The sequence below is a fragment of the Microcoleus asticus IPMA8 genome, assembly GCF_013179805.1.
Classification (GTDB): Bacteria; Cyanobacteriota; Cyanobacteriia; order Cyanobacteriales; family Microcoleaceae; genus Microcoleus; species Microcoleus asticus.
This window is the reverse complement of the sequence record NZ_SRRZ01000077.1, coordinates 1-26,338: the sequence shown is the minus strand read 5'-3', so window position 1 is coordinate 26,338 and position 26,338 is coordinate 1. Positions and strand designations below refer to the sequence as shown.

Annotated in this window: 14 protein-coding genes; 11 read left to right on the top strand and 3 right to left on the bottom strand. The window is 46.5% G+C overall.

Features of this window, described 5'->3' with window-relative positions; translation table 11 throughout:
• The first annotated feature begins 73 nt into the window (after window positions 1-73).
• From E5S67_RS19910 to E5S67_RS19900, 3 genes are all read left to right on the top strand, one after another.
• A complete protein-coding gene (locus tag E5S67_RS19910; RefSeq protein WP_172190143.1) occupies window positions 74-1,924 on the top strand; it encodes an ABC-ATPase domain-containing protein in 1,851 nt (616 codons plus the stop codon).
• 77 nt (window positions 1,925-2,001) lie between these two features.
• Window positions 2,002-4,362, top strand: a complete 2,361-nt coding sequence (locus tag E5S67_RS19905) for an FHA domain-containing protein (protein WP_172190142.1) — start codon at window positions 2,002-2,004, stop codon at window positions 4,360-4,362.
• Window positions 4,359-4,808 (top strand): EVE domain-containing protein, encoded by a 450-nt coding sequence (locus E5S67_RS19900; RefSeq protein ID WP_172190141.1) that lies wholly within the window; start codon window positions 4,359-4,361, stop codon window positions 4,806-4,808. Before E5S67_RS19905 ends, E5S67_RS19900 begins: the two co-directional genes overlap by 4 nt.
• Window positions 4,809-4,983: 175 nt before the next feature.
• Here the strand turns inward: E5S67_RS19900 and E5S67_RS19895 are convergent, their stop codons facing one another.
• Both E5S67_RS19895 and E5S67_RS19890 read right to left on the bottom strand, forming a co-directional pair.
• The gene (locus E5S67_RS19895; protein ID WP_172190140.1) at window positions 4,984-6,024 is read right to left on the bottom strand and encodes a glucokinase; all 1,041 of its coding nucleotides are present in this window, start codon (window positions 6,022-6,024) and stop codon (window positions 4,984-4,986) included.
• 35 nt (window positions 6,025-6,059) lie between these two features.
• Window positions 6,060-8,120, bottom strand: coding sequence for an amylo-alpha-1,6-glucosidase (locus tag E5S67_RS19890; RefSeq protein ID WP_172190139.1), 2,061 nt, complete (start codon window positions 8,118-8,120; stop codon window positions 6,060-6,062).
• Between the two features lie 317 nt (window positions 8,121-8,437).
• Here E5S67_RS19890 and treZ point away from each other — a divergent pair, with 317 nt between their 5' ends.
• From treZ to E5S67_RS19845, 8 genes are all read left to right on the top strand, one after another.
• On the top strand, window positions 8,438-10,267 hold the full coding sequence (gene treZ, locus E5S67_RS19885; protein WP_172190138.1) for a malto-oligosyltrehalose trehalohydrolase: 1,830 nt from the start codon (window positions 8,438-8,440) through the stop codon (window positions 10,265-10,267).
• A gap of 240 nt (window positions 10,268-10,507) precedes the next feature.
• Window positions 10,508-13,303 (top strand): malto-oligosyltrehalose synthase, encoded by a 2,796-nt coding sequence (gene treY / locus E5S67_RS19880; protein ID WP_172190137.1) that lies wholly within the window; start codon window positions 10,508-10,510, stop codon window positions 13,301-13,303.
• 1,296 nt (window positions 13,304-14,599) lie between these two features.
• Window positions 14,600-16,516, top strand: a complete 1,917-nt coding sequence (gene dnaK / locus E5S67_RS19870; RefSeq protein WP_172190135.1) for a molecular chaperone DnaK — start codon at window positions 14,600-14,602, stop codon at window positions 16,514-16,516.
• Between the two features lie 197 nt (window positions 16,517-16,713).
• Complete coding sequence (locus tag E5S67_RS19865) at window positions 16,714-17,226, top strand: DUF4112 domain-containing protein (RefSeq protein WP_172190134.1); 513 nt, start codon at window positions 16,714-16,716, stop codon at window positions 17,224-17,226.
• Between the two features lie 614 nt (window positions 17,227-17,840).
• Window positions 17,841-18,443 (top strand): PadR family transcriptional regulator, encoded by a 603-nt coding sequence (locus E5S67_RS19860; RefSeq protein ID WP_172190133.1) that lies wholly within the window; start codon window positions 17,841-17,843, stop codon window positions 18,441-18,443.
• Between the two features lie 277 nt (window positions 18,444-18,720).
• The gene (locus E5S67_RS19855; protein WP_172190132.1) at window positions 18,721-20,505 is read left to right on the top strand and encodes an efflux RND transporter periplasmic adaptor subunit; all 1,785 of its coding nucleotides are present in this window, start codon (window positions 18,721-18,723) and stop codon (window positions 20,503-20,505) included.
• Between the two features lie 205 nt (window positions 20,506-20,710).
• Window positions 20,711-23,917, top strand: a complete 3,207-nt coding sequence (locus E5S67_RS19850) for an efflux RND transporter permease subunit (protein WP_172190131.1) — start codon at window positions 20,711-20,713, stop codon at window positions 23,915-23,917.
• A 438-nt stretch (window positions 23,918-24,355) separates the two neighbouring features.
• Complete coding sequence (locus tag E5S67_RS19845) at window positions 24,356-24,649, top strand: hypothetical protein (protein WP_172190130.1); 294 nt, start codon at window positions 24,356-24,358, stop codon at window positions 24,647-24,649.
• A gap of 98 nt (window positions 24,650-24,747) precedes the next feature.
• On the opposite strand, the gene E5S67_RS19840 is transcribed toward E5S67_RS19845, so the two are convergent.
• Window positions 24,748-26,338, bottom strand: a 1,591-nt coding sequence (locus tag E5S67_RS19840; RefSeq protein WP_216670599.1) for a pentapeptide repeat-containing protein, incomplete at its 5' end; no start/stop codon positions are given.

Here is a 26,338-nt window from a genome sequence, read left to right as displayed (position 1 = left end):
TTCCCAGGCAGAGCCTAGGAAGCAGCTAAAATAACTAATAACAAATTAATTAATAACAAATAACCAATAACAAATGATTAACAAAGAAAGTCTGCAACGGCATTTATTGCAACTAGATAATCGAGGTTACAAAACCTACAAAGACATTCAAGGTAACTACGACTTTTCTGAATTCACATTAATTATTGATTACGTGCAGGGAGATCCGTTTGCTTCTCCCAGTAAATTTAGAGTCAGAGTTCCCCCCAATATTGCTCAAATTCCTTGTCAACTTTTCCACTCTCGCAGTCGAGAAATAGCCCTCAGAGATTACCTAACTCGCCAGTTTGACAAAGCAGCCTACAGCATCAGCAGCAAACGCGGCACAGGGAAAAGTGGTATGATTGCAGTGACTCGCTTCGGACAAGAAGTTTTAGAACGAACTTCCGCATTGATCATTTGCTCAAATACATCCGATATCGAAGATTTAGGGGGGGTAGAACTGCGATTTACCGTCGGACTTCCAGCGGGAGGGCGCAGTATCTTAGGGCGACAAGCTGCTGAAATGCTGTGCGAAGATATCCCGGAAATTGTCAGCAAATCTCTGAAGTATGCTAACTTAAATGCTGCTGAATGTCGCCGTCATGTGGAAACTGTAGAAGATGCTGACTGGCTGCGGAAACAGTTAGCTGAAAAAGGATTAGTTGCGTTTGTGGCTGACGGTTCTATTTTGCCCCGCCGCACGGGTGTTGACGATCGCCCTTTGTTAAATAATGCTGTGGCTTTTCAGTCGCCGCCGTCGTTAAAAGTTGAGTTTAATTGTCCGAATCGCGGTTTGATTTCCGGTATGGGTATTCCCGCTGGCATTACTTTGATTGTTGGCGGCGGCTATCACGGCAAATCAACTTTACTCAGGGCGATTGAGTTGGGAGTTTACAACCGAATTCCGGGAGATGGTAGGGAATTTGTGGTGACTAATCCGGCGGCGGTTAAAATTAGGGCGGAAGATGGGAGAAGTGTGGCGGGAGTTGATATTTCGCCTTTTATTAACCACTTGCCGCAAGGTAGAGATACTGCACAATTTTATACTGAAAATGCGAGCGGTAGCACGTCGCAAGCTGCTAATATTATTGAGGCTTTGGAAGTGGGGAAAAGGAAGAAGGAAGAAGGAAGAGGGAAGAAGGAAGAAGGAAGAGGGAAGAAGGAAGAAGCTCAGTCTTTTGTTTTAGAGACGGAATTAGTCGCTATTTTTGAAGGGGATTTAGTGCCTGTTTTATTGGTGGATGAGGATACGGCGGCGACGAATTTCATGATTCGCGATCGCCGAATGCAAGAACTCATCGCTAAGGATAAGGAACCGATTACGCCGTTTATTGATAAAGTGAGACAATTGTATGCGGATTATGGCGTATCGACTATTTTAGTAATGGGGGGAAGCGGCGATTATTTTGATGTGGCGGATACTGTGATTGCAATGGAGAATTTTCAAGCAGATAACGTGACTGAAAAAGCTAAAGAGATTGCTAAGAATTACTCGATTAGCCGTGCTGCTGAAGGGGGAGAAAATTTTGGTGAGATTACTCAAAGAGTGCCGATTCCTGCTAGTTTAGATCCGAGTCGGGGACGGCGAGATGTGCGGGTGAAGGTGCGGGATGTTGATGAATTGGCTTTCGGAACAGAGGAGATTGATTTGGGTGCTGTTGAGCAAATTGTGGACAGCGGACAGTTAAGGGCGATCGCTGCGGCAATGGTTTATGCTAAGCAGCAATACACGGACGGGAAACGCACTTTGTCGGAAATCATAGATTTGGTGATGGCAGATATTGACGCGCAGGGGATGGATATTTTATCGCCTTTTCCTGAAGGGGATTTTGCCATGTTTCGACGGTTTGAATTGGCGGCGGCAATTAATCGACTTCGCAGTTTGTCGGTTGTTGCTAAGTAGACTTGCTTAATATAAGTGTATTGTTGTCCTACTTTTGATATGCTGACAAAAGTGAGTGCAAAAACCGCGATTGAAGTATGACAGGCAATATAGGACAACTGACTGCTTTAAGCGATCGACCGTATTTAGTATTAAGCAATCAAGGGGAGGTTTTACAGTTAGAGTTAAAACAGCAGCAGCACGTATTGGGGCGCGATCGCACTCGTGCTGATTTAGTCATTCCCGATGCTTGGCGGGCAGTTTCCGGCGTTCACGCTGTTTTGCGCCAAATTGGGGATAATTACTGGATTTACGACGGTGACGGGCAGCGACCGAGCACTAATGGCTTATTTGTCGATCGCACTCGCATCACTCCCAATGACGGTTATTGTCTGAAAGACGGTACAGAAATTAAAATCGGTCTAGATCCTCAAAATCAAGTTTTGCTGAGTTATTTTAATCCGCTGGCGAATCAGGTTTCTGTCCCTAACAAGCAGTCAATTCTTCTTAAGAATCGGTCGGTTTTGTTGGGTCGCGATCCAAACGCTTCGCTGCAATTAGATGCGCCGCTTGTTTCTAGACGCCACGCCACAATTGACCAAGACAGTCGCGGCAATTATATTTTGCGAGACCACAGCGTTAACGGGGTTTTTGTGAACGGTCAGCGAGTCACAAATTCCGTACAATTGTCCGATGGAGATGCAATTCGGATCGGCCCGTTTACTCTAACTTACCGCAGCGGTGAGTTGGAGATGCAAGACTCCGGCAATCAAATTCGTTTGGATGCTGACAGTCTGGTGATTCCAAAGCGTTTGGATAACATCACTTTGGCGATCGAACCGGGGCAGTTTGTGGCTTTAGTCGGCGGTAGCGGTGCGGGAAAATCTACTTTAATGCGGATGCTTTTAGGCATAGAAAAAACCACTAACGGCGCTGTGTTTCTCAACGGCGACAACCTGCGCCAAAATTTCAATATTTACCGCAATCAAATTGGTTACGTGCCTCAAGATGATATTGTTCACGCAGATTTAACAGTAGAAGAAGTCTTGAGTTATGCAGCTAAATTGCGATTACCTCCCGATACAGATGTCAATCAGGTAGTCGCAAAAACTTTAGAAGATATTGAAATGACTCACCGCCGCAAGGCTTTAGTAAAACAGCTTAGCGGCGGACAGCGGAAGCGGGTCAGCATCGGAGTTGAACTGTTAGCAGACCCGAAACTTTTCTTTTTAGACGAACCGACTTCAGGACTAGATCCGGGTTTGGATAAGAAGATGATGCAACTGCTGCGAAAGTTGGCAAATCAAGGCCGGACGGTGATTCTGGTGACTCACGCGACGGCAAATATCACGATGTGCGATCGTATCGTTTTTATGGGTCGCGGCGGACGCCTTTGTTACTTCGGCCCGCCTAGGGAAGCACTCGATTTTTTCGATGTCAAAACTGGCGATTTTGCGGACATTTACAACGAATTAGAAACAGGAGAAAACAACGTTTTAATCTGGGCGGAAAAGTTTAAACAATCTCCCTACTATCAGCGCTATATTGTCAACCACTTCAGCATCGGCAACCCCGGTGGAAAAACACCCTCTGCACCTTCTGTGCCAAAATCTGTATCTTTTGTCAAACAACTCGTTCTGCTCGCCCAGCGCTATTTTCAGCTTATTTCCCGCGACTTAGTTAACTTGAGTTTAGCTCTTTTAACAGCGCCGATCGGCATTAGTTTGCTGCGGTTGGCCGTCAGAGACAAAGACCCGTTAATTGGAGCGCCGGAGGCAACTTTAGCACCTTTGGCGCTCAGAGTTTTGTTTGTATTTACCTGCGCGGCGATTTGGGTAGGACTGGCAACTTCTCTCCAAGAAATTGTAAAAGAATCTGCTATTTATTTGCGCGAACGTTTGGTAAATTTAGGATTGTTTGCTTATTTGGGTTCAAAAATTTTCATACTTTCCGGTTTGGCAGTATTGCAAACGCTGTTAATGGTAGGAGTTATTCTAAGTGCTTTTAAATCTCCCGAACCGAGTTTTATTTCCTGGGCTGTGGGAGCAAGTATTACCACATTCCTAACTTTAATGAGCTGCATAAGTCTCGGATTAGTCGTTTCTGCGATTGTTAAAAATAGCTCTCAAGCTAACAGCGCATTGCCTCTATTATTGCTGCCTCAGATTATTTTTTCTGGAGTTTTGTTTAAGATGGAAGGTGTGGCGAGCAAGTTTTCTTGGCTGATGTTAAGCCGCTGGTCTGTGGGTGCTTACGGCTCTTTAGTTAATGTGAATGGGATGGTTCCCGCACCTACTACATTACCGGACGGCAGCATACTTCCTCAGCCGTTTGAGCCTACTCCGGTTTACGATCCAACCTGGGAAAATTTGGGTTTGAACTGGGGTATTTTGTGCGTGCATATTTGCGTTTATTTGATGTTGACTCTGTGGTTGCAGAAGCGGAAAGATATTTTATGAATTACTGGCTGATGAAGTCGGAACCGGATGTTTACAGTATTGCGGACTTGAAGGGCGATCGCACTTGTACTTGGGACGGCGTTCGCAACTATCAAGCGCGCAATTTTCTGCGAGAAATGAGTCTGGGAGATTTAGTATTTTTTTACCATTCTAATACTAAAATACCGGGAATTGTCGGGTTGGTGCGCGTCGTTGAGACTGGGATTGCTGACCCGACTCAGTTCGATATGAATAGCGAATATTACGATCGTAAATCGCAGCTTGATGCACCTCGCTGGCAAACTGTGAGAGTTGAGTTTGTTGAGGAGTTTGCTAAATTAATATCTTTGGATATACTGAAACAAAAGTTTAGTGCTGATGAGATTTGGGTGGTCAGGAAAGGCACTCGGTTATCGGTGATGCCGGTATCTGAAAGTGCAGCCCAGAAGATTTTGAAGATGAGATAACTATAGCTAAGTAAGGTGCGTCAGCTACCATTATTTGCGCGAAAAACCCATAATTTCCGAACTGACGCACCGGGTAAGAATCGGTGCGTCAGCATGATACTTTTCGTGCTAATTGAGAATTTCAAGACTGACGCACCCTACTGCTGGGGATTGGGGCGGTCAAAATTTCAATCTCCTAAAGACCGGCCGCACAAACAGCCGCACCAATTAACCCTACATTATCATTCAAAACAAGACGAACAGGCATCATTTCTAACAGCGAATCCATCCGGCCTTTGTGGGTAAAAGCCCGCATAAAACCCCCTTCTAGAATCAGCGGCAAAATCTTAGCAGCAATGCCGCCAGCTACGTACAAACCGCCGTAAGGTAACAGTGTCACAGCCAGATTTCCCGCCACTGCACCGTAAGCTTCTACAAACATTTGCATTGTTTGTTCCGAAAGCCGATCGCACTTTTTGAGTGCCGCCTGTGCAATTGTCGCCCCCGGATCGACACTCTTCTCGGTTTTACCGATTTCTGACTCCCATTTTTTGATAACTTCCCCTATCTCCGGCGATTCAGGAGCAAACTTTCTGTCCCGCAAAAACTGGTAAATTGAAACAATCCCTTGTCCCGAAACCACACGCTCGATCGATATTCTTTGAATGTCGTGTTTTGCTAACAAATATTTCAGCAATTCAAACTCCAACTCCGAACGAGGAGCAAAGTCACCGTGTCCCCCTTCCGAAGAAAAAACCCTGATGCCATTTGCCTCGGGAATTGCAAAACAATTTCCCAAACCTGTACCCGCACCAATAACAGCAATTGGATCGTGTTGGCGGGGTTTTCCTACTTGCAAAATGTGCAAATCTCGCTCGTCTAAACCCCACACGCCGTAGCCAACCGCAACAAAATCATTAATTAAACTGACGCGGGATATTCCTAATTCTTGTTCCAGACGCTTCGCATCCAGCCTCCAAGGCAAATTAGTCAGTTTTGCAGTGTTGTTAACCACTGGCCCTGCGATCGCAAAACAAGCTTTTTCAGGTTCAGGTGCAAAATTTAACTTAATAGCAGCTTCCGTCAAAAAATGCTGCACCATCGGTACTAAATCAGGGAACTCCCCGCTCGGATAGCGAAACTCGTAAAGAGCGTTCATTTCACCCTTAACAGTCCTTTCCACCAAGCGCAAAATCGTCTTTGTTCCGCCAATATCGCCCGCTAATAATAATGCCATAAATCTCTTTTTCCACCAAACATAACATTCCCCATTTAAACACCCACAGTATTAATTGCCAACCAAGCACGCAGCACCTCAGCCACAGTCCAAGCTTGAGCCGTGCAGCCTCGGGGCGAGTGGGGGGCGTCGCCCTCAAAAATTTCGCTCAGACTGCCAACTCCGCCGGCCCTTATATGATGTGCCATCGGTTCGAGGAATTCGCGAGCTTGTGCTGGGTCTTTGTATACGTGCAAGTGCGCCAAGACAAACGGGCCAATCAGCCAGCCCCAAGCTGTACCCTGGTGGTAGGCGCTGTCGCGCTGCAATTGGTCGCCTCCGTATGCGCCGCGATACTGCGGGTGCTGCGGCGAGAGGCTGCGGAGGCCGACCGAAGTGAGAAGTTGTTGAGCGCAGCCGTCCACTACGCCGCGACGCTGGATGGGCGTCAGTAACAGTGTATAGCGGGTTTCCTGGCGCATCCCCGCTGACAAGGAGTTGGCGGAGTGAGGAGAAATCGAGTTTAGGGGCAGGGATACGGCGAATATTTGGTTGGGCCGCAGGGAGCTATCGTGTCCGTCGGGGCCGTCGAGAACGTCGTAACAGTAACCTGTTGAGGCGTTCCAGAAGCGAGGGAATCCGGCGGCCGTTCGATCGCCCAATTGCTCGTATTCATTGTGAGGCTTGCCCAGTTTTCGAGCAAAACTTGCCATAGCTTGTATAGCATTGTACCAAAGCGCGCTGAGTTCGATCGGCTTACCAATCCGAGGCGTCACCACCCAATCGCCGATTTTCGCGTCCATCCAAGTCAGTTGCACACCCTTCTCGCCCGCGTAGATTAAACCGTCATCGGGATCGAGGCGGATGTTATACCGAGTTCCCTGTACGTGCCAATCAACTATCTCACATAAGGTCGGCCAGAGTTCGCTCAAAAGCTCCTCGTCCCCCGTGGCATCGATATAAGCGCGAATTGCCTCAAAGTACCACAGCGTGGCGTCTGCGGTGTTGTATTCCGGTGCGCCGCCCGCATCCGGGAAGCGGTTCGGCAGCATCCCCCGATCGACATACCGCGCAAATGTCCGCAAAATCGATCGCGCAATTTCCCATCGCCCGGTACAGATTGTGAGACCGGGTAGGGCGATCGTCGTGTCGCGCCCGTAGTCGCTGAACCAGGGATATCCGGCGATGATCGTTTTGCCTTCGGGTTCCTCCGCTAGCGGGCGGCTGACGATAAATTGGTCGGCGGCTAGCACTAAGGTATTGATCCAGTCGGGAGATTCGCTCACTTTGGACCAGTTGTGCAGCAGTTGTTGGTCATAAGTGTGGCGCACTTCTAAAGCTTTACCGCCGTTGAGTTCTGGATTTTTCTCGGTGCTGGCTATCAATGTGAGAGAACTTCCCGGTGCGATCGTCATGTGAAAAGTCGCCGCGTGCAAGTGATCCTCGCAGCAGTCCAATCCGCGCCGCTTTTCTGCTGCCAAGTCAAATCCGTAGTACCAATTGTATAAGGGCGTAGAGACGCGAAATTGTGCCTCTGGTTCGGCATCCGTCAGCAGGTACAGGGGTGCAGACTTGGGAAAGGCCGTCACGCAAACCCCGCTTTCCAAGGTTTCTAGGCTCATCTGCCAGTCGCCGGCGCTCGTCGTGTGGTGGTAGTCGCGATAGTTGATTAGGGCTTTGACAGCGAGGGCGATCGGTTTTGAGGCGCGGTGCAAGCGGTATTGAATATATGTTGTGTTAGCACTTTGCTGCATCCAAATCCGCTTTTCTAGGATAGCGTCAGCGAGAGCAAACCTCCAAACTGGCGTCGTGCCTTCGAGGTGAAAGCTTTCGACATATTTGTAGCCGTGGGGTCCGATCGTACCGTCGGCCCAGCGGTTTGTATAAAGCGGATAGGGGCGATCGTTATACACAGCCGTCTCGTCCAGCTTGGCGAGCATCAAAGTGCGTCCCAGCGGGGGTTTGAGGGCGGCTACCAGCAGGCCGTGATAGCGGCGGGTGAGGAGATTCGCGATCGTCCCGCTAGCATAACCGCCGATCCCGTTTGTGACCAACCACTCCCGAGACTCCGCCGAGTCGAGATTGCAGCAGATTTCCCGTCCAAAAGCCATAACCATAAAATCCACACTCGCGCTGATTTTTGACCTACCTTTAGGTAGATTTTCGACATGATATCAACCAGAAATATTAGCCTTTACAGGTCGTTAATTTGGCGATCGCCCCCGTGCAGATTCATGCTCTAATTTAGACATAACCAACAGCTACTTTTGCCTAATACACAATTCTAACCCTTGATGGCTCTGTCTAAAGTTAGTTGTTTGTTATATTAAGTAATATTACCTTCTAAACAGGCGCTGAACGTTAAGGGCCAAGCATTTGATAGCGCGTCGGGCGATCGAACCACTAACCTATTTTATAAGGAGAACAACTAAAAGTGAAGATAGGAGCAAATTACCTCGGCAACAACCAATGTGAATTTACCGTTTGGGCGCCCACCATCAAACAAATAGCAGTCCAAATAGTTTCCCCAAAAAAACGCCTGATACCCATGCAACAACCTGCAGAAGGTTATTGGCAAACCACAGCTACAGACATCGAAGCAGGAACCCTTTATACCTACCAAATCGAAGGAAAAACTGACCGACCAGACCCAGCATCAAAATATCAACCCCAAGGCGTACACGCCCCGTCGCAAGTAATAGATCAAAACCTCTTTACTTGGACTGATCCAAATTGGCAAGGCGTGCCGCTAGCCGAAATGATTATCTACGAACTGCACGTCGGCACATTCACCCAAACCGGAACATTTGAAGCAATAATTCCCAAACTCAAACAACTTAAAGAATTGGGAATCAACGCCATCGAAATAATGCCCGTATCCCAATTCCCCGGCGAGCGAAACTGGGGATACGACGGCGTATATCCCTACGCCGTCCAAAACTCCTACGGCGGCCCCGAAGGCTTCAAAAAACTCGTCAACGCCTGCCACGAACACGGGATTTCAGTAATTCTCGATGTAGTTTACAACCACCTCGGCCCCGAAGGAAACTATCTCAGGGACTTCGGCCCCTACTTTACCTCAAAATACGGCTCGATTTGGGGAGACCCCCTCAACTTCGACGACGCCTACAGCGACGGCGTGCGTAACTACTTTATTGAAAACGCTCTATACTGGTTTCGAGACTATCACATCGATGCCCTGAGATTAGATGCAATTCAAGCAATATTTGAAGTAGGTGCAAGACCTTTTTTGCAAGAACTATCCGATGCCACAGCCGATATTTCCCAAGAACTAGGACGGCAGCTTTATTTAATAGCAGAAAGCGACTTAAACGATGTCCGCACTGTACGTCCCAAAGCACTCGGCGGCTTCGGATTAGACGCCCAATGGTGCGATGATTTCCACCACGCACTGCACACCTTGCTCACCGGAGAAGACGACCGATACTACCAAGATTTCGGCAAGTGCGAACACTTAGAAAAATCCTTCAAAGAAAGCTTTGTTTACTCCGGCCAGTACGCCCCCCACAGAAAACGGAAACACGGCAATTCTGTCAAAGATGAACCGGGCCATAAATTTGTGGTATTTTCCCAAACTCACGACCAAATCGGCAACCGAATTTTGGGAGACAGACTCTCGAAAATAGTTGACTTTGAAGGATTGAAACTCGCAGCAGGCACAGTCTTGATTTCTCCCTACATTCCCTTCTTTTTTATGGGAGAAGAATACGGAGAAGAAGCCCCCTTTCTCTACTTTGTTTCCCACTCAGATGCTAATTTAATTGAAGCTATCCGCAAAGACAAACAACAAGAGTTTAAAATCTTTGAAGGGCGAGGCGAGTTTCAAGATCCCCAGAGTCCTGATAGTTTCCAAAAATGCAAGTTAAACTGGGAAAAACAAACAGAAGGCAAACACAAAGTCCTCTGGGAATGGCACCAACATTTGATTCAACTGCGGCGGACAATACCGGTCCTTAAAAAACTAGACAAAAACAGTCTAGAAGTGTCCAGCATTGAAGCGGAAAAAATCTTATTTCTACGTCGCTGGACAGATGACAGCCAGATATTCTGCATTCTAAACTTCAACAGGCAAGAGGTAGCTTTTACGGCTGCACTGCCCCAAGGCAACTGGAACAAAATTTTAGACTCTGCTGATGAAAAATGGATGGGTTCAGGTTCTAGCTTGCCTGAAAAGATAAATTCACAGCAAGAATTGACTGTTAAACCCCAGAGTTTCGCACTCTACGAAATAATACAGAAATAGTAGGTTGGGCGGAGCGAAGTGTAGGGTTCGCTCCGCTCAACCCAACAACTGATTTTAGATTGGGGATTTGAGATTTTAGATGGGAGCAAAAATCTCAAATTTCAAATATCAAATCTCACTAAAATCTCCAGTTAATGACGTTGGGCGGAGTGAAACGGAGAGTTCGTTCTCCACCCAACCTACTCTTTCTAATTTAACACAACAAATCCCACCAACTAACTAATTAGGAGTAAAATTAAGATGAGAATTCCCACAACAACTTATCGGATTCAGTTTCATGCAGGTTTTAACTTTGAAGCCGCCAAACAAATTCTTAGCTATTTGGAAGAATTAGGAATTACCGACATTTACGCTTCACCGATATTTAAAGCCAGAAAAGGCAGCAGTCACGGATACGATGTCGTTGACTCAAATCAGGTCAATCCCGAATTGGGAACGTCAGAAAACTTTGAAGCGCTCACATACGAAATCAAGAAACGGAACATGGGATGGCTGCAAGATATTGTCCCCAACCACATGGCTTACGACACTCAAAACTTGCTGCTGTTAGACGTATTGGAACACGGGCCGGATTCCGACTATTTCGATTACTTCGATATTGAATGGAATCACGCTTACGAACATCTCAGAGGTCGAGTGCTGGCTCCGTTGCTGGGGAATTTTTATGGAGAGTGTCTGGAAAATGGCGAGATTCAACTCAAATACAGCGAACTTGGGCTGACTATCAATTATTATAGCTTACAATTGCCAGTAAAAATTGAATCTTATGCTAAATTTATCAGTCATAATTTGGGGCATTTAGCCAGGGAATTAGGCAGACGCCATCCAGATTTTATCAAGTTTTTGGGAATTCTTTATTTGATTAAAAATACACCTTCAGAAACTAAAGGTAAAGCCAGATACGATCAGATAGCTTTTGTCAAAGGACTGCTGTGGGAACTCTACAATCAAAATCCCATGGTGCAGGAATTTATCGATGAAAATATCAAAGTTTTTAACGGAGAAAAGGGGAATGCCGAAAGTTTTAATTTGCTGGACGATTTGCTTTCCGAGCAGTTTTACCGTCTGGCCTTCTGGAAAGTGGGGGCAGAAGAAATTAACTACCGAAGGTTTTTTACAGTCAACGAACTGATTTCGGTAAAAGTTGAAGAGATTAAAGTTTTTCACAAAAACCACGCTTTGATCTTCGACCTGGTTGAAGAGGGAAAGTTTACCGGATTGAGAATCGACCACATCGACGGACTGTACGACCCCACAGAATATTTGAAACGCCTCCGGGAGAGAACCGGAGACACTTACATCACTGTTGAAAAGATTCTGGAACACGAAGAAGATTTGCCTTCATATTGGCCAATTGAGGGAACGAGCGGCTACGACTTTTTGAACTACGTAAACGGCGTTTTTTGTCGGTGCGATCGCGAACAGCAATTTAGCGAAATATATCAGAGATTTACTCGCTTGAATGTTCCCTACGAACAGTTATTTTTAGATAAAAAAGGGCTGATTGTTGAGAAAAATTTGGCTGGAGATGTAGACAATCTGGCTCAACTATTGAAGAATATCTCCGGTCAATCCAGACAGGGAAACGACTTTACTCGTCCCGGTTTGGAAAAAGCACTGGCGGCTGTTTTAACAATTTTTCCAGTCTACCGAACTTATATCAATCAAGACGGTTTGAGAGAGTCCGATCGCACTTACGTAAAATATGCGATCGCCCACGCCAAAGAACAAGTACCGCGACTCCTCAAGGAACTTAAATTTATCGAAACAGTGCTCTTGCTGGAAGAAGAAGAAACCCTAACAACCGAACAAAAAGAGCAGCGCCGGCACTTTGTTATGAAACTCCAGCAGTTGACAGGCCCATTAATGGCAAAAGGCGTTGAAGACACGCTTTTATACGTCTACTATCGGCTTTTATCCCTCAACGAAGTCGGAGGAAACCCCAGTCAGTTCGGCGTTTCGCTAGTAGATTTTCACGAGTTCAACCAACAGCAGCAAGCCGCTTGGCCTCACAAAATGAATGCTACAGCTACCCACGATACCAAACGCGGCGAAGATGTGCGAGCCAGAATAAACGTTTTGTCAGAAATTCCCGATGAATGGGAACAGCAAGTCAGGTCTTGGAGAGAGGTAAACTCTTCTAAGAAAGTCAACTTTGTGAATCGAATGGTTCCCGATACTAATGACGAATACTTTCTGTACCAAACTCTGCTAGGCAGTTTTCCCTTTGAGGGAATTGAAAACACTGATTATGTCGATCGCCTGAAAGATTATGTCATTAAAGCTGTCCGTGAAGCCAAAGTTTATACGGCTTGGCTGAGACCGGATAACGACTACGAAACTGGTTTTATGACCTTTGTCGATAGCGTTCTCGAACCTTCCGAACAAAATCAGTTTCTAAACAAATTTACACCTTTCTGGAAAAAAGTAGCTCTTTACGGAATTTTTAATTCTTTATCTCAAACGCTCCTGAAAATCACGGCTCCGGGCGTTCCCGACATTTATCAAGGGACGGAATTCTGGGATTTAAGCCACGTCGATCCCGATAACCGCCGTCCCGTTGATTTTGAGCGCAGAATCGAGGTTTTGCGGGAAATTAAAGAGCAAGCTCAGACGGATATTTTGCAACTGGTTGAAGATTTGATTGCTACGCGAGAAGACGCTAGAATTAAGTTGTTTTTGACGGCAAGAGTGCTAGAAGCGAGAAAAAAATACTTGCAAGTTTTTCAATCAGGCGACTATCTGCCGCTGCAAGCAGTTGGCACGTTTAAAGATAATGTTGTTGCCTTTGCCAGAAGCTTTGAAGATACTACCGTTATTGTCATTGCTCCCCGGTTTTTGGCGGGAATTGTTAAACCGGAAGAAATGCCGCTCGGCAAAGAAGTCTGGAAAGATACTAATTTGAAATTGTCCGAGGAAATGCCGTCGGTTTGGAAAGATGCGATTACAAATCAGGCGGTAGAAAGTAACGGTACGTTGGCAATTAGTGAAGCTCTGAGTTACTTTCCCGCGGCTCTGCTGATCGGTAAAAAATAGCACTTAAATAGTCTGCCAGGGCGGACTTTATACAGCTAGCGGCAGGTTTTGACCTGTCGCTTTTTTAGTTATAAAAATAGCAGCAAAGCAATTTGAGTAGCGCGATGAATAGCAAAATGCGATCGCTCGTCTAAACCGGAACCCGAGTTTCTTGGTGGGCTTACCTATTTTTCCGAGACGAATTCATTGCCGAAGCAGATGCTACAATCAACGGCCCCGCAGCTTATAATAATACGCCTGCTGCACTGTCCGATCGCGATCGAGCCTTTTTACTGTCAGTCATCGAACACCCGCCAGCACCGTCTGAAGGATTCCTCGCATTATTGGCAGATTATTAAACAGAACAGTAAAGCGAGTGAATTAAGCTATTAACCGTCTAGAAGATATAAACCGAAGTACCAGCAGTCTTAGAAAAGACCCATTAAATTTGAGAAATACATAATTAGATACCTCTCTCAAACGATATGCAAAGCAGAAGGATCGGCTCGGTACTGCTAGAACTTTTGTAGCTTTAGCAGGTGAAAATAACTAGACAATAGCAGGCTATTATGCTTGCAGCGCTAATTTACTCGATCGCACCCAGCTAGCAGCTAACTTGTTGCCAGACAATCTCCCCAGCTATCCCCTCCTATGTTCGTTGGGAAACAGGTAGTCGATCGATGCAAGGTAGAGGCTTGGGAAAGCGGTTACTACGTCATGCGTTCGAGAATGCACTGAATTTATCCCAAAATATGGAAATTTATGCCCTCAGAATCGATGTTATAGACGAACCAGCTCAAGAATTTTAGAAAAAGTGCGGTTTATTGGAGTCTCTTGATACTCCTTTTTCACTCTTTATTCTGATGAGTAAAATTAAACACGCAGCAAATTGGTAGCTCTCTAACTCATGACTCTAACTGATAAATTTTACTTTTATTTTGCTGCCGATCGAGCGATCGCCCGAACCAGCCCAACAAAATTTATACACATAAGACGGCAAATACAACACAACGTATACGGTTTGCCACAATACCCGAATCGCTCGCACCCCGTACATTAGGAAGAGTAAACAAAAGCAGTCGAAAGCTGTAGCGGTGCAAGCCTCACGGATGCAACCGTCCCTCAACAGGTTCGGTAAATACCCCTTCATCGCAAGGTCTACCGCCCGCAGTATAGAGATAAGCACCCTATCGAAGACTGTATTAAAGCAGGACTCAGTACCCGTAAACCGCGAGGTAAAATCGCAGTCCTGAATAACCAGACTATCGCACAGATAGAACACCAAAATTTTGTAGAAATTGGAGCCGGAACACCCCTATGGGAAAAGTAGTTGGAATTGACTTAGGTACGACAAACTCCTGCGTCGCAGTTATGGAAGGCGGCAAACCCACCGTCATAGCCAACGCCGAAGGGGGTCGCACCACACCTTCCGTAGTAGCATATGCTAAAAATGGCGATCAACTTGTCGGACAAATCGCCAAGCGTCAAGCCGTGATGAATGCCGAAAACACCTTTTACTCAGTAAAACGGTTTATCGGGCGTCGAGTTGATGAAGTAACCCACGAAACCACTGAAGTTTCATACAAAGTCCTCAAAGTCGGCAACAGCCTTAAACTAGACTGTCCCGCCCGCGGCAAGCAATTTGCCCCAGAAGAAATTTCTGCACAAGTTCTCCGCAAACTGGTAGAAGACGCCAGTAAATACCTCGGCGAAACAGTTACCCAAGCGGTAATTACTGTTCCTGCTTACTTCAACGACTCCCAGCGCCAAGCTACGAAAGACGCTGGTAAAATTGCCGGGATTGAAGTGCTGCGGATTATTAACGAACCTACAGCGGCCGCTTTAGCTTACGGATTAGATAAAAAGAGCAACGAAACCATCCTCGTATTTGACTTAGGTGGCGGTACTTTCGACGTATCTATTCTAGAAGTGGGCGACGGCGTATTTGAAGTGCTAGCAACTTCTGGAGACACTCACCTCGGCGGTGACGACTTCGACAAAAAAATCGTCGATTTCATCGCTAATGAATTCCAAAGAGCCGAAGGAATTGACCTCCGCAAAGACAAACAAGCACTGCAACGCCTGACGGAAGCAGCAGAAAAAGCCAAGATTGAACTTTCGAGCGTTACTCAAGCAGAAATCAACCTGCCGTTTATTACCGCGACTCAAGACGGGCCAAAACACTTGGACACGACTTTGACGCGGGGCAAATTTGAAGAACTCTGTTCAGATTTGATCGATCGCTCTCGCATCCCCGTAGAAAATGCGATCCGGGACGCCAAATTAGACAAATCTGCAATTAATGAAGTCGTCTTAGTGGGCGGTTCTACACGTATTCCGGCGGTGCAAGAACTGGTCAAAAAAATCCTCGGCAAAGACCCCAACCAAACGGTAAACCCGGATGAAGTGGTCGCAGTCGGTGCAGCAATTCAAGCCGGCGTGCTCTCCGGCGAAGTCAAAGACATCTTGTTGCTCGACGTTACCCCGCTGTCTCTCGGCGTCGAAACCTTGGGCGGCGTGATGACCAAAATCATTCCCCGCAACACCACAATTCCTACCAAGAAGTCGGAAACTTTCTCGACTGCTGTAGACGGCCAAACAAACGTGGAAATTCACGTTTTGCAAGGCGAACGAGAAATGGCCAATGATAACAAGGATTTGGGAACCTTCCGCTTAGATGGAGTTCCACCTGCCCCCCGTGGCGTACCTCAAATTGAAGTTACTTTCGATATCGATGCTAACGGTATTTTGAATGTAGCTGCTAAGGATAAAGGTACTGGCAAGGAGCAATCGATTAGCATTACTGGTGCTTCTACTTTGCCCAGCAATGAAGTCGATCGCATGGTGAAGGAAGCCGAATCGAATGCTTCTGCTGACAAGGAACGTCGCGAAAAGATCGATCGCAAAAACCAAGGCGATTCTTTAGCCTATCAAATTGAGAAGCAGTTGGCAGAATTGGGTGATAAAGTTCCCGCTGCTGACAAGACTAAGGTTGAAGGGTTGATCAAAGACTTGCGCGATGCGATCGAGAGTGAAGATGACGATCGCATCAAAACCTTGACAACAGAGTTGCAGCAAGCGTTCTACGCTGTCAGCAGCAACCTGTACCAGCAAGCAGGCGGCCCGACTGACGGCCCTGGCGGCCCTGGCGGCCCTGGTGGCTATGGAGACGGCGGCCCCACTGGCGGCGGCGACGACGTGATTGACGCCGACTTCACTGAAGGCAACAAATAAAAGGCTAAATTAAAAGCCCGCAGCTAGAAGCAAGAAACCCGGTTTTGAACAGAAACCGGGTTTCTGTGCATTCAAAAACAAACCAAAGCCGATCGCCCAAAATCAGTAAAAATCTGCTTGAGGCATAGTGAAAAAACTTGAATATGCTTCAATAAATATCATAAACTAGCAGTAATATCGCTATCGAGAGCAATTAAATGTCACGTTCTCCTCTACAAAATTCCTCCCCCAATACTCCCAGTCCATCTCATTTAGCCTCCTTGCGCCGACTCCGCCGGGTCAGCCATTTACTAGACAATGCAATTCCGATTCCCGGCACAAAATACCGCATCGGACTCGATCCGATATTGGGGCTGATACCGGGCGGCGGCGATTTTATCAGTTCAATCTTTGCAGGCTATGTTGTCTTCAAATCCGCTCAAATGGGAGTGCCTCAAGAGACTTTAGTAAAAATGGCAGCTAACATCGTATTTGATACAGTTGCCGGCACGGTACCGGTGGCCGGAGACTTGTTGGATGTTACTTGGAAAGCTAATGTCAAAAATATAGAATTGCTGGATGCTCATTTAGGTTCCCCCGAACCTGGGAAAAAAGCCGATTGGCTATTTGTAGCGGCGTTGCTGTTGGGTTTGATGTTAATTGTCGGAGGTGTAATTTTCTTGAGCGTGATGCTTTTTGGGTGGTTATTTCAAGTGATTACAGGGCGTTGAGTTTGGGTTTTAGGATAAAGAGAAATCACTCTATCTGTGTCATGTCGCTCTCATCTGGTATAAATTGTACTTAAACAATTAAGTTTTAGTAGGATGACTGACCCGTAAAAACATCGGGATTTAGGATAATTTATGCTGGGGAAATAATTTCCAACTATGAGCTAGGAAAAAACTGTTAGGTGTTCTAAAAAATCTCAAGTAATACTAAAATTTCTCAGGGTTTTAAAATTCAACCAACCCATGCCAAGAAAAGTTCTGGTACTCTTACTCAGAAGAGATATGTGGCAGAAATCGGACTTATTGAGCAGAGTCTATTAAAGCACTTGGGAGACATCAAAGACCAGGCAGCATCTGACTTGTGTCAAAAGTGAGAAGCTGCCGGTTCCTCTGACCGAAATCGAGGTGGATCGGCACTTCTTAGATTTCAAATGGGTTCTATAATATAAAGCGATCGCCCTATCTCTATCTAAAAAAATATATCTTAAGAGTATTGACAAATATTATTAACTGTGTATTTTAGTCTTGAGTTTCTTTGAAACTAGCTATTTACGCGATCGCCCTTGAGTCCGATAATATAGTGATATAATGCAGACTATAATATCAATTTGATATAAATGCTTGAATTATCAGCCCTTGGGCTGCTACAGTGGCAACCCCTGCACGGCTATCGGCTAAAGCAACAACTGGAGCTGTTTATGAGCAGTTGCATCAGCGTCAACTACGGAGCGATTTACCCCTTGCTGAAGCGCTTGGAAGAGCGAGGGGAGATTTCGGTAATTGCCGAAGAAGCCGGAGATGCGGGCTGTCCGCGCAAAATCTACGGAATTACCGCCAAAGGGCGCGAACTCTGGAGGGAAAAAATGCTCGAACACCCTCAAGAAAGCTGGGTTAACAGCGGTTCCCGGTTCCAAATCAAGTTTTTCTTTTTTGGCGACTTAGAACCGGAAGAACGGATGAAATTGTTGGAACACCGCTTGCGAGCCTGTTACACCCGGCAAGACTACATCGAAAGCCTCAAGAGCGAATATCCACTAACCGACGACTATCAATTCGCCTCTCGCGATCGCTGCAAGTCAGTGCTGGCGTCAGACATAGAGTGGTTAACCGAGCAACTAGCTAAGGAAAAAAGCGCGATCGCAGGAGTGCGTGACTCCCCAACCTCCGCTGAATCCGGCGACTCCCAGGGAAAAATCCTTCTAACTCACCCACTCAGGTAAGCCATAAGAAGGATGTCTAATCTTTCATGGAAAGCGTAACTTTTGAGAGATAAAAAACAACTTTCCTAAAAATAATCACCCCCGGCTTGACTAACTGCGATCGGAGTAAAGCCAAGCACAAACCCCAACCCCATTAAAAAGGGACTTTCCAGATTCCATCCCTTTTAAAAGAGCTTTCCAAATTCCCCCCTGTTTGAGGGGGGCGCTGAGGGAATCAAAGATTCCGCCAAAGTCTCAGTAAGTCAGATGTTAAAAAAAAATCTAAGTGGTGCTGCCAATGAGTTATTCTAAATCCCCAGAATCCGTGGTTGAAGCTGAAGAGCAAAAATCTGCCACACCGGAACTTCACCCAACCGATGCAGAAGCAGACAGCGATCGACCGGAGGATTTGACCCCCGCCGATCGCCCCGAACCTGTCGCTAAACCGCGATCGCGCTGGCCGCTAATTGTCGCGCTCGCGATCGCCACAGGCGCAGCAGGTTTCGGCTGGTACTCGTGGCAATCGGGTCATAATCGCGCACAGCAACCGGCAGCAGCAGCCCAACCCCAAGGCATACCAGTCAAGCTTGCAGCCGTACAAACCAGCTCAGTCCAAGATTCCTCGGAATTTGTCAGCAGCTTAGAAGCCAAGCGTTCGGTAGAAATCAAACCCGAATCAGAAGGGCTAGTCACGGAGATTTTTGTCAAATCCGGGGACTTCATAAACAAAGGGCAAGCCATCGCCCGGATGAAAAGCGACAGCGCCCAAGCTGACTTGAGGCAATCCCAAGCCAACCTGATTCGCGCTCAATCCCACTTAGCAGAATTGCAAGCAGGAACTAGGCCCGAAGAAATCGCCCAGGCTCAAGCCCAAGTCGCCCAAGCCCAAGCCAACCTAGCCCAACTGCGATCGGGCAGTCGGCCAGAAGAAATTGGTCAAGCCCAAGCCCGCGTTTCCCAAGCTGAAGCCGACCTCGCCGACGCCCAAACAGGTAGCCTCTTAGAAGACATCGCCCAAGCCAGAGCGCAAATAGAGGCAAGCACAGCCGAAGCAAAGTTAGCCGGCCAGCAGCTTGCCAGATATCAGGCATTGGCACAAGAAGGCGCAGAATCCGCCAACACCCTCGAGGAATACACCCAAAAAGCAGGCACAGCCAGAGCCAATCTCCGAGAAGCTCAAAGGCGGTTCCAGCAGCGGCAAAAAAACAGACAAGCCGAGATCGAGCGCCGGACAGCAGCCTTGCAACAGCAGCGGCAAGCTTTGCGGCAATTGCAAAACGGTTCGCGCCCAGAGGAAATAGCCAAAGCCGAAGCAGAAGTCGCACAAGCCAGGAGCAGATTAGCCGAGTTAGCCAACGGTACGCGCCAAGAACAGCTCGATCAAGCTGAAGCGCAAGTTGCCGAGGCCGCCGCTCAAGTGCGCGGCTTTGAAGTACAACTACAAGAAACTGCTGTCATCGCGCCCTTCGCGGGAGTCATCGGCGACATACCAGTGAAAGTAGGTGATTACTTGCAAAAAGGTAACGCCATTGCCACCCTGACTGAGAACCAATTGCTAGACTTGCGGTTATCAATTCCTTTGGAACGGATGCCTCAATTACGCTTAGGGCTGCCAGTACAAATGCTCGACGCTCAAGGTAAGGCGATCGCCCAAGGTCAAATCAGTTTTATCTCCCCCAACGTCAGCGCCAATTCCCAAACAATTTTAGCTAAAGCCACCTTTCCCAACCCCAGCGGCGAACTGCTTAATCTCCAGTTTGTAAAAGCTAAAGTCATCTGGAAACAGAACCCCGGAATTTTAGTTCCAGTCACAGCAGTCACTCGCTTAGGTGGGCAAACTTTTGTCTTCACAGCTCAAAGGCCGGAACAGCCAAAACCTGGAATGCCTCCTTTAGTAGCCCGACAAAAGCCCGTGAAATTGGGAGCCATTGAGGGGAATAATTATCAAGTTATCGAAGGTTTGCAAGCCGGGGAAAAAATTATTACCGCAGGCATCCTTAACCTGACTGACGGCGCTCCGATTATGGCTCAAGAGGAAGGGAAAGGAGCCGGGGAAAAATTACCAGTAGAAAGCAAAAAATAAGGTATGTAGTTGCGCTTCAGCGCTCTTAATTCGCCTCTGAAGAGCGCTGAAGCGCAACAACGTACCTTATGTATGTGAAACTACTTGATTGCTCAGCTCTTCAAAAAGGGGAAATTTTAATTTTTGACGTAAGTCTAATTAGGAAATAGGCATTAGGAATTAGAAATTACGAATTATCAACTAACAACTACCCATTACCCAAATAATGTTTGCAGATTTCTTTATTAAACGACCAGTCTTTGCTAGCGTCTGCGCCTTAATTATTATCTTGGTAGGCGCAATTAGCATTCCCACCCTGCCTATCGAGCGATTCCCCGACATCAGCCCCACCCAAATCAACGTCACAGCTAACTATAGCGGGGCGAGTGCTGAAATTGTCGAAAATGCCGTTACCAACATCCTAGAAAGGCAAATCAACGGCGTTGAAGGACTCAAATATCTAACTTCCAGTAGTAGTAACGATGGCACCAGCACCATCACAGCTACTTTTGACCCGTCACGCAACAAAGACATTGCCGCCGTCGATATTCAAAATCGAGTTGCAGTTGCTCAACCACAACTACCAGATGCCGTACAACGCACAGGAGTTACAATTACAAAACAATCTACAAGTCTCCTATTAGCGATCGGCTTATTTACCGAAAATAAAGAATACGACACCATATTTTTAAGCAACTACGCTGACCTATATTTAGCCGATGCTTTAAAGCGGATAAAAGGGGTTGGCGACGTGCGAATTTTTGGGGAAAGACGCTATGCAATGCGTTTATGGATAGACCCCAATAAATTAGCAGCTCGCAGTCTCACAATGCAAGATGTAACGAGGGCTCTCAACGAACAAAACTTGCAAGTGGGTGCTGGGAGAGTTGGCCAAGAACCTGCTCCACAGGGGCAAATGTATCAAATTGACTTGCGTGCTGAAAGTCGCCTCAAAGAACCAGCCGAATTTGACGAAATCGTCCTCAAAACAGAGACAAATGGAACGTTAGTTAAATTAAAAGATGTGGGGAGAGCAGAACTAGGGGCAGAGAATTACAGCTCATTTCTGCGATTTCGAGGCAATGATGCAGTAGGTTTAGGCATTTACCAACTGCCTGGAAGTAATGCTTTGAATGTTGCCCAGGCCGTCAAAACAGAAATGGAAAAACTAGCGGTTGGTTTCCCTCCGGGGTTGATCCATAGAGTAGCGCTGGACACGACTTTGTTTGTACAAGAGTCGATGGCAGAAGTAGTCAAGACATTATTTGAAGCAGTCTTGCTAGTGGTGATAGTGATTTTTGTTTTCTTGCAAGACTGGCGCACAACTATTATTCCTACCATCACAATTCCAATTTCTTTGATCGGGACGTTTGCCTTTATCAAAGTTTTCGGATTTACGATTAACAGTTTATCTCTGTTTGGTCTGACATTAGCGACGGGATTAGTTGTTGATGACGCTATCATTGTAGTAGAAAATATTGACCGCCTGATCCGCCAAGGTATGAAGCCTCGCCAAGCGGCTTTTGAGTCAATGCGTGAGCTCTTTAGCGCTGTAATTGCGACTTCTTTAGTGTTGATGGCAGTGTTCGTGCCCGTGGCATTCTTTCCCGGAACTACAGGAGCGCTTTATAAACAATTTGCGCTGACAATTGCTTTTTCAGTATTGCTTTCTACCTTTATGGCTATTACTCTGACGCCCTCACTTGCAGCTATATTACTGCGTCCAGGTCAGAAGTTTGGGGGCCCGGTAGCTTGGGTTTTTGAGCGTGTTAATAGATTTCTCGATTGGGTACAGCGGCAATATCGGAAATCCTTAATATTTCTCACAGGAATTAAGACTATTGTAACCCTCGTGTTCATCGCTTCTCTGGGAGTAACAGCTTGGCTTTATTTAGCAGTCCCCACAGCATTTATCCCGGAAGAAGACCAGGGCTATTTTCTGACAATTATTCAAGGGCCCCAAGGTGTTTCCCTGCAATACACTCAGAAAGTAATGGACCAAGTAGAAGCAGAAATCCTCAAACTTCCTGAAGTTGTCGGAACTTTTTCAGTGGGTGGATTTGGTTTTAGCGGTAGCACTTCTAATCAAGGCATTATATTTACTACACTTAAAGCCTGGGATGAACGTCACGGAGAAGATCAAACTGTACAAGGGATTATTAATAAGTTGCGGGGTAGATTTGGGGCGATTCCAGAAGCTAGAATTTTCCCGGTGAATCCGCCAGCTATTCAGGGTTTAGGTCAATTTGGAGGCTTCCAATTTCAATTGCAAGACCGCAAAGGTAACAGCGGTTTAGATGCTCTGGTTCAGGCGATGGGCGGGATTTTAAAGCAGGCGAATCAGACGCCCGGATTGCAGGCGGTATTTAGTACGTTTGCTGCGAATACGCCTCAGTTAATTGTGGAAGTTGACCGCAATCGGGCTAAGGCTTTGGATATTTCTGTTAATGATGTTTTCAGTACGTTACAAACGGCTCTGGGTGCTCAGTATGTGAACGATTTTAACCTCCAGCAGCGCAATTACCGGGTTTATGTCCAGGCGGACAAACAGTTTCGTGATAACCCTGAAGATATTGGGAAATTGTATGTGCGTTCTGGAAAGAATGAAATGGTTTCTTTGAGCAATTTGGTGAAGATCACTCCGGTGGTGGGAGCACAAACTGTTAACCACTACAATTTATATAGGTCAATTGAAATTACTGGCTCTCCGGCTCCAGGAGCGAGTTCTGGACAGGCGCTAAAATCGATGGAAAAGGTGTCGGCTGAAGTTTTGCCCTCGGGTTTTGGCTATGAATGGTCGGGGAGTTCTTTAGAAGAAATTGAGTCCGGCGGTCAAGCACCGATTATTTTCGGTTTGGGGCTGATTTTTGTGTTCTTGGTGTTGGCTGCGCAGTATGAAAATTATGTCGATCCATTCATTATTTTGCTATCGGTGCCTCTGGCGATTTTAGGTGCACTTTTAGCTCAGTCGTTGCGGGGTTTGCCGAATGATGTTTATTGCCAGATTGGTTTGGTGATGTTGATTGGATTGGCTAGTAAAAATGCGATTTTAATCGTGGAGTTTGCGAACCAGTTACGGGAGCAGGGATATCCAATTGCTAAGGCGGCAGTTGAGGCTTCTCAAGAGCGTTTACGACCGATTTTGATGACTTCTCTGGCTTTCGTTTTGGGTATTTCTCCTCTGATTAACCCAGAGGGTGCGGGTGCAGCGAGCCGCCGATCGCTAGGGAATGCGATCGCCGGGGGAATGGTTGTTTCAACTTTATTGAGTTTGTTTATGGTGCCGGTTCTGTATGTGGTGATTGTCTCGGCTCGCGATCGCTTTAAGAAGCGCTATCCTCGACTAGACAATCTACCCGAGGATGGCACAATTTTGAACGGCAAAACGACTCCCCACGAGGAGATTGAACGCGATAAAGTATCGCCGTTGTAGTTGGTAAGTTGAAAAGGCGATCGTTTTGTGAGTCTCATTGGTACGATCGCCCAAAACCCGCCAATCCCGCATCAAAACCCCCAAAGTCCCCAGATTAGTCCGGGGATCAATTCTTCAATCCAAAATCCCAAATCCCAAATCTAAAATCTAAAATCTAAAATCTAAAATCGATTGACGGCGGCCCCCATCTGCGGCTACGCTTTGAAGTGAGAGGTTGCTTGCTTGTAGAGGAGGCAGCCCGCGTCGCCCAAAAATCTAGTTGCACTGCCCAAAGCTGTTGGTAGCAGCAATGGACAGCTAACCGCCAAACTGATCACAGCAGTCTGGAGGCTAACGGAGTATCTTAACATCCTCTGTAGCCGCCCTGCTATGTGTTGAAATGCGGGGCGGCTGGGTTTTTGGGTTTTTCTAGAAAACCCAAAACCAGGAGAACATATTATGTCACAGGAATTCTTGCCTGACGACAACTTGTCGGTTAGCGAAGCCCTCGAAGAGGATCGCCCAAATGACGACTCAGCAGCAGTATGCGAACAGCAAGTGGTGCTGTTAACGGTTGTCGGTTCGCCGAAGGGTGTCAGGGAAAGCATACTCACTTTGTACCGGCTGGGATTTGCGGAAGTGGGCGATTGGAGCCCCGTACAGCGTGCAGCTAATCCGAAGCAGGTGATGAGTGTGCTGATCCGTCGGAAGCGATCAACTGATGATACACCGCCGAGAAAATCTGGACGGTAAGCTGCGCTGTCATTTTGATTGAAGCGAAGAACCTTCGTGGGGTGGGCGTCTCGCCCGCCCTAAAAATACAATTACTTACTGGGCGTTGATATGGGATTTTAGGGTAGAAGTAAGAGACTTGCGATCGCGGGCAACAATTTACTGCAAGCTTCCACCAATGTCGCCGCACTAGGTAAACCAGCAATAGTCCCTTTCAGAATCTTCATTGCCGTTTTCCCCGCCTTTTGCATTGTACTTTCTTGGGGATTTTTCCCTACTTCTGCCAAAGTTTTTACCTGCTCCAATGCTTCAGCTTTATCATCATCAGATAAATCAGTTTCAGCCTCGATCGCTGTTTGTAACTCAGTCAATAATTCTTTGGTTCCTGGTTTATCTGGTTTAGCAGAATCAGATAATTGATTAATTGTATTGGCAACAGTACCACTGATATCACCTAAACTTAAGGCTCCTGCACCACTAGCGTTAACGGTTCCGCCTGTAATTTCTATTTTGCGACTTTGGTCGATTTGGTCACTCATAGCTTGACTCTCTGATGTAGATTTAACTTCATTAATAAATTTAACATTCACAGGTTGTGGAGTCAACAATTTTACCAATTCATTCAGATTTAAATTTTTAGTATATCCTGTTTTCACTAAGTCTTCAAAAACATCATTATAATATTTTTGAATGGCAATAATTTCATCTTTAGCTTTTAATTGCTCGGCTCGGATTTGAGCTTCTAGCCTTGCTTGATAAACTTCGTCCCAAATTTGTTCAACTTTACCCTTATCGGTTCCTTCGGGAACTTTGAGAGTCAGTAAAACATCGTTTTCTTTCTTCTCAATTCCTTGAATTGACTCCGGTGTAATGTCTGGAAATTCTCGCATTAACTTCTGAAAAGCGGCGACAAAAGCTTCTGGGTTAATCCCATCTTTGAGCAGGATTTGCACGGTTTCCATAATCTTTTTATAAAGTTTCTCGAAATCCCCCGTTTCAAAACACTTGTTGACGTGGTGAGGGCGGCGTTCGCGATCGTCAGTTCCCGGTTTGGCGTTTTCTCGAAGAAAAACAAACCGACAGTTAACGCGATCGAGCTTTGTATTACCGTCAATATTCCAAGCTTCCAAACAAGCACCTGTAAAACTAGCGGCTGTAAAATCTGTTGCCAAGGCTTGAGTTTCAGTGAGGTTTGCCCATTCCAAATTAGCTTGATGCAAAGTTGCTTCGCTGAGGTTAGCCTGCTTGAGATTAGCCTCGTTGAGATTAACGCCTGTCAGGTTTGCTCCTTGGAAATCCGCACCGAAATATGATTTTTTGTAGCCATTGCCAGTGACAAGTAATTCTCGGACGAGGGTATCAGCTAATATCGATTTACCGACTCGCGCGCGATCGAGTTTTTCTGTGTTGCTGAAGCAAGTGCGAGTCAAATTAGCTTTTCTGAAATCTGCGCTTTTAAGCATTGCTTCAGTGAAATTGGCATCAGTTAAATCTGCGCCGCGAAAACTGGTACCGCCTGTGGCAGCAAAGGCAATCGCGATAGTGCGAATCAAGGCGTGTTTCTCATCTCCAGCCAGGGCACGCCAAGCAACGTAAATACCTAGTCCTGCCGCTGCCGCTGCCGCTGCCACTGCCACTGCCACTGCCCCTGAACCTACAACTGACACTGCAACTAAAAATGGAAAGAGAAAGAGAAGTAAAAAGATAAGA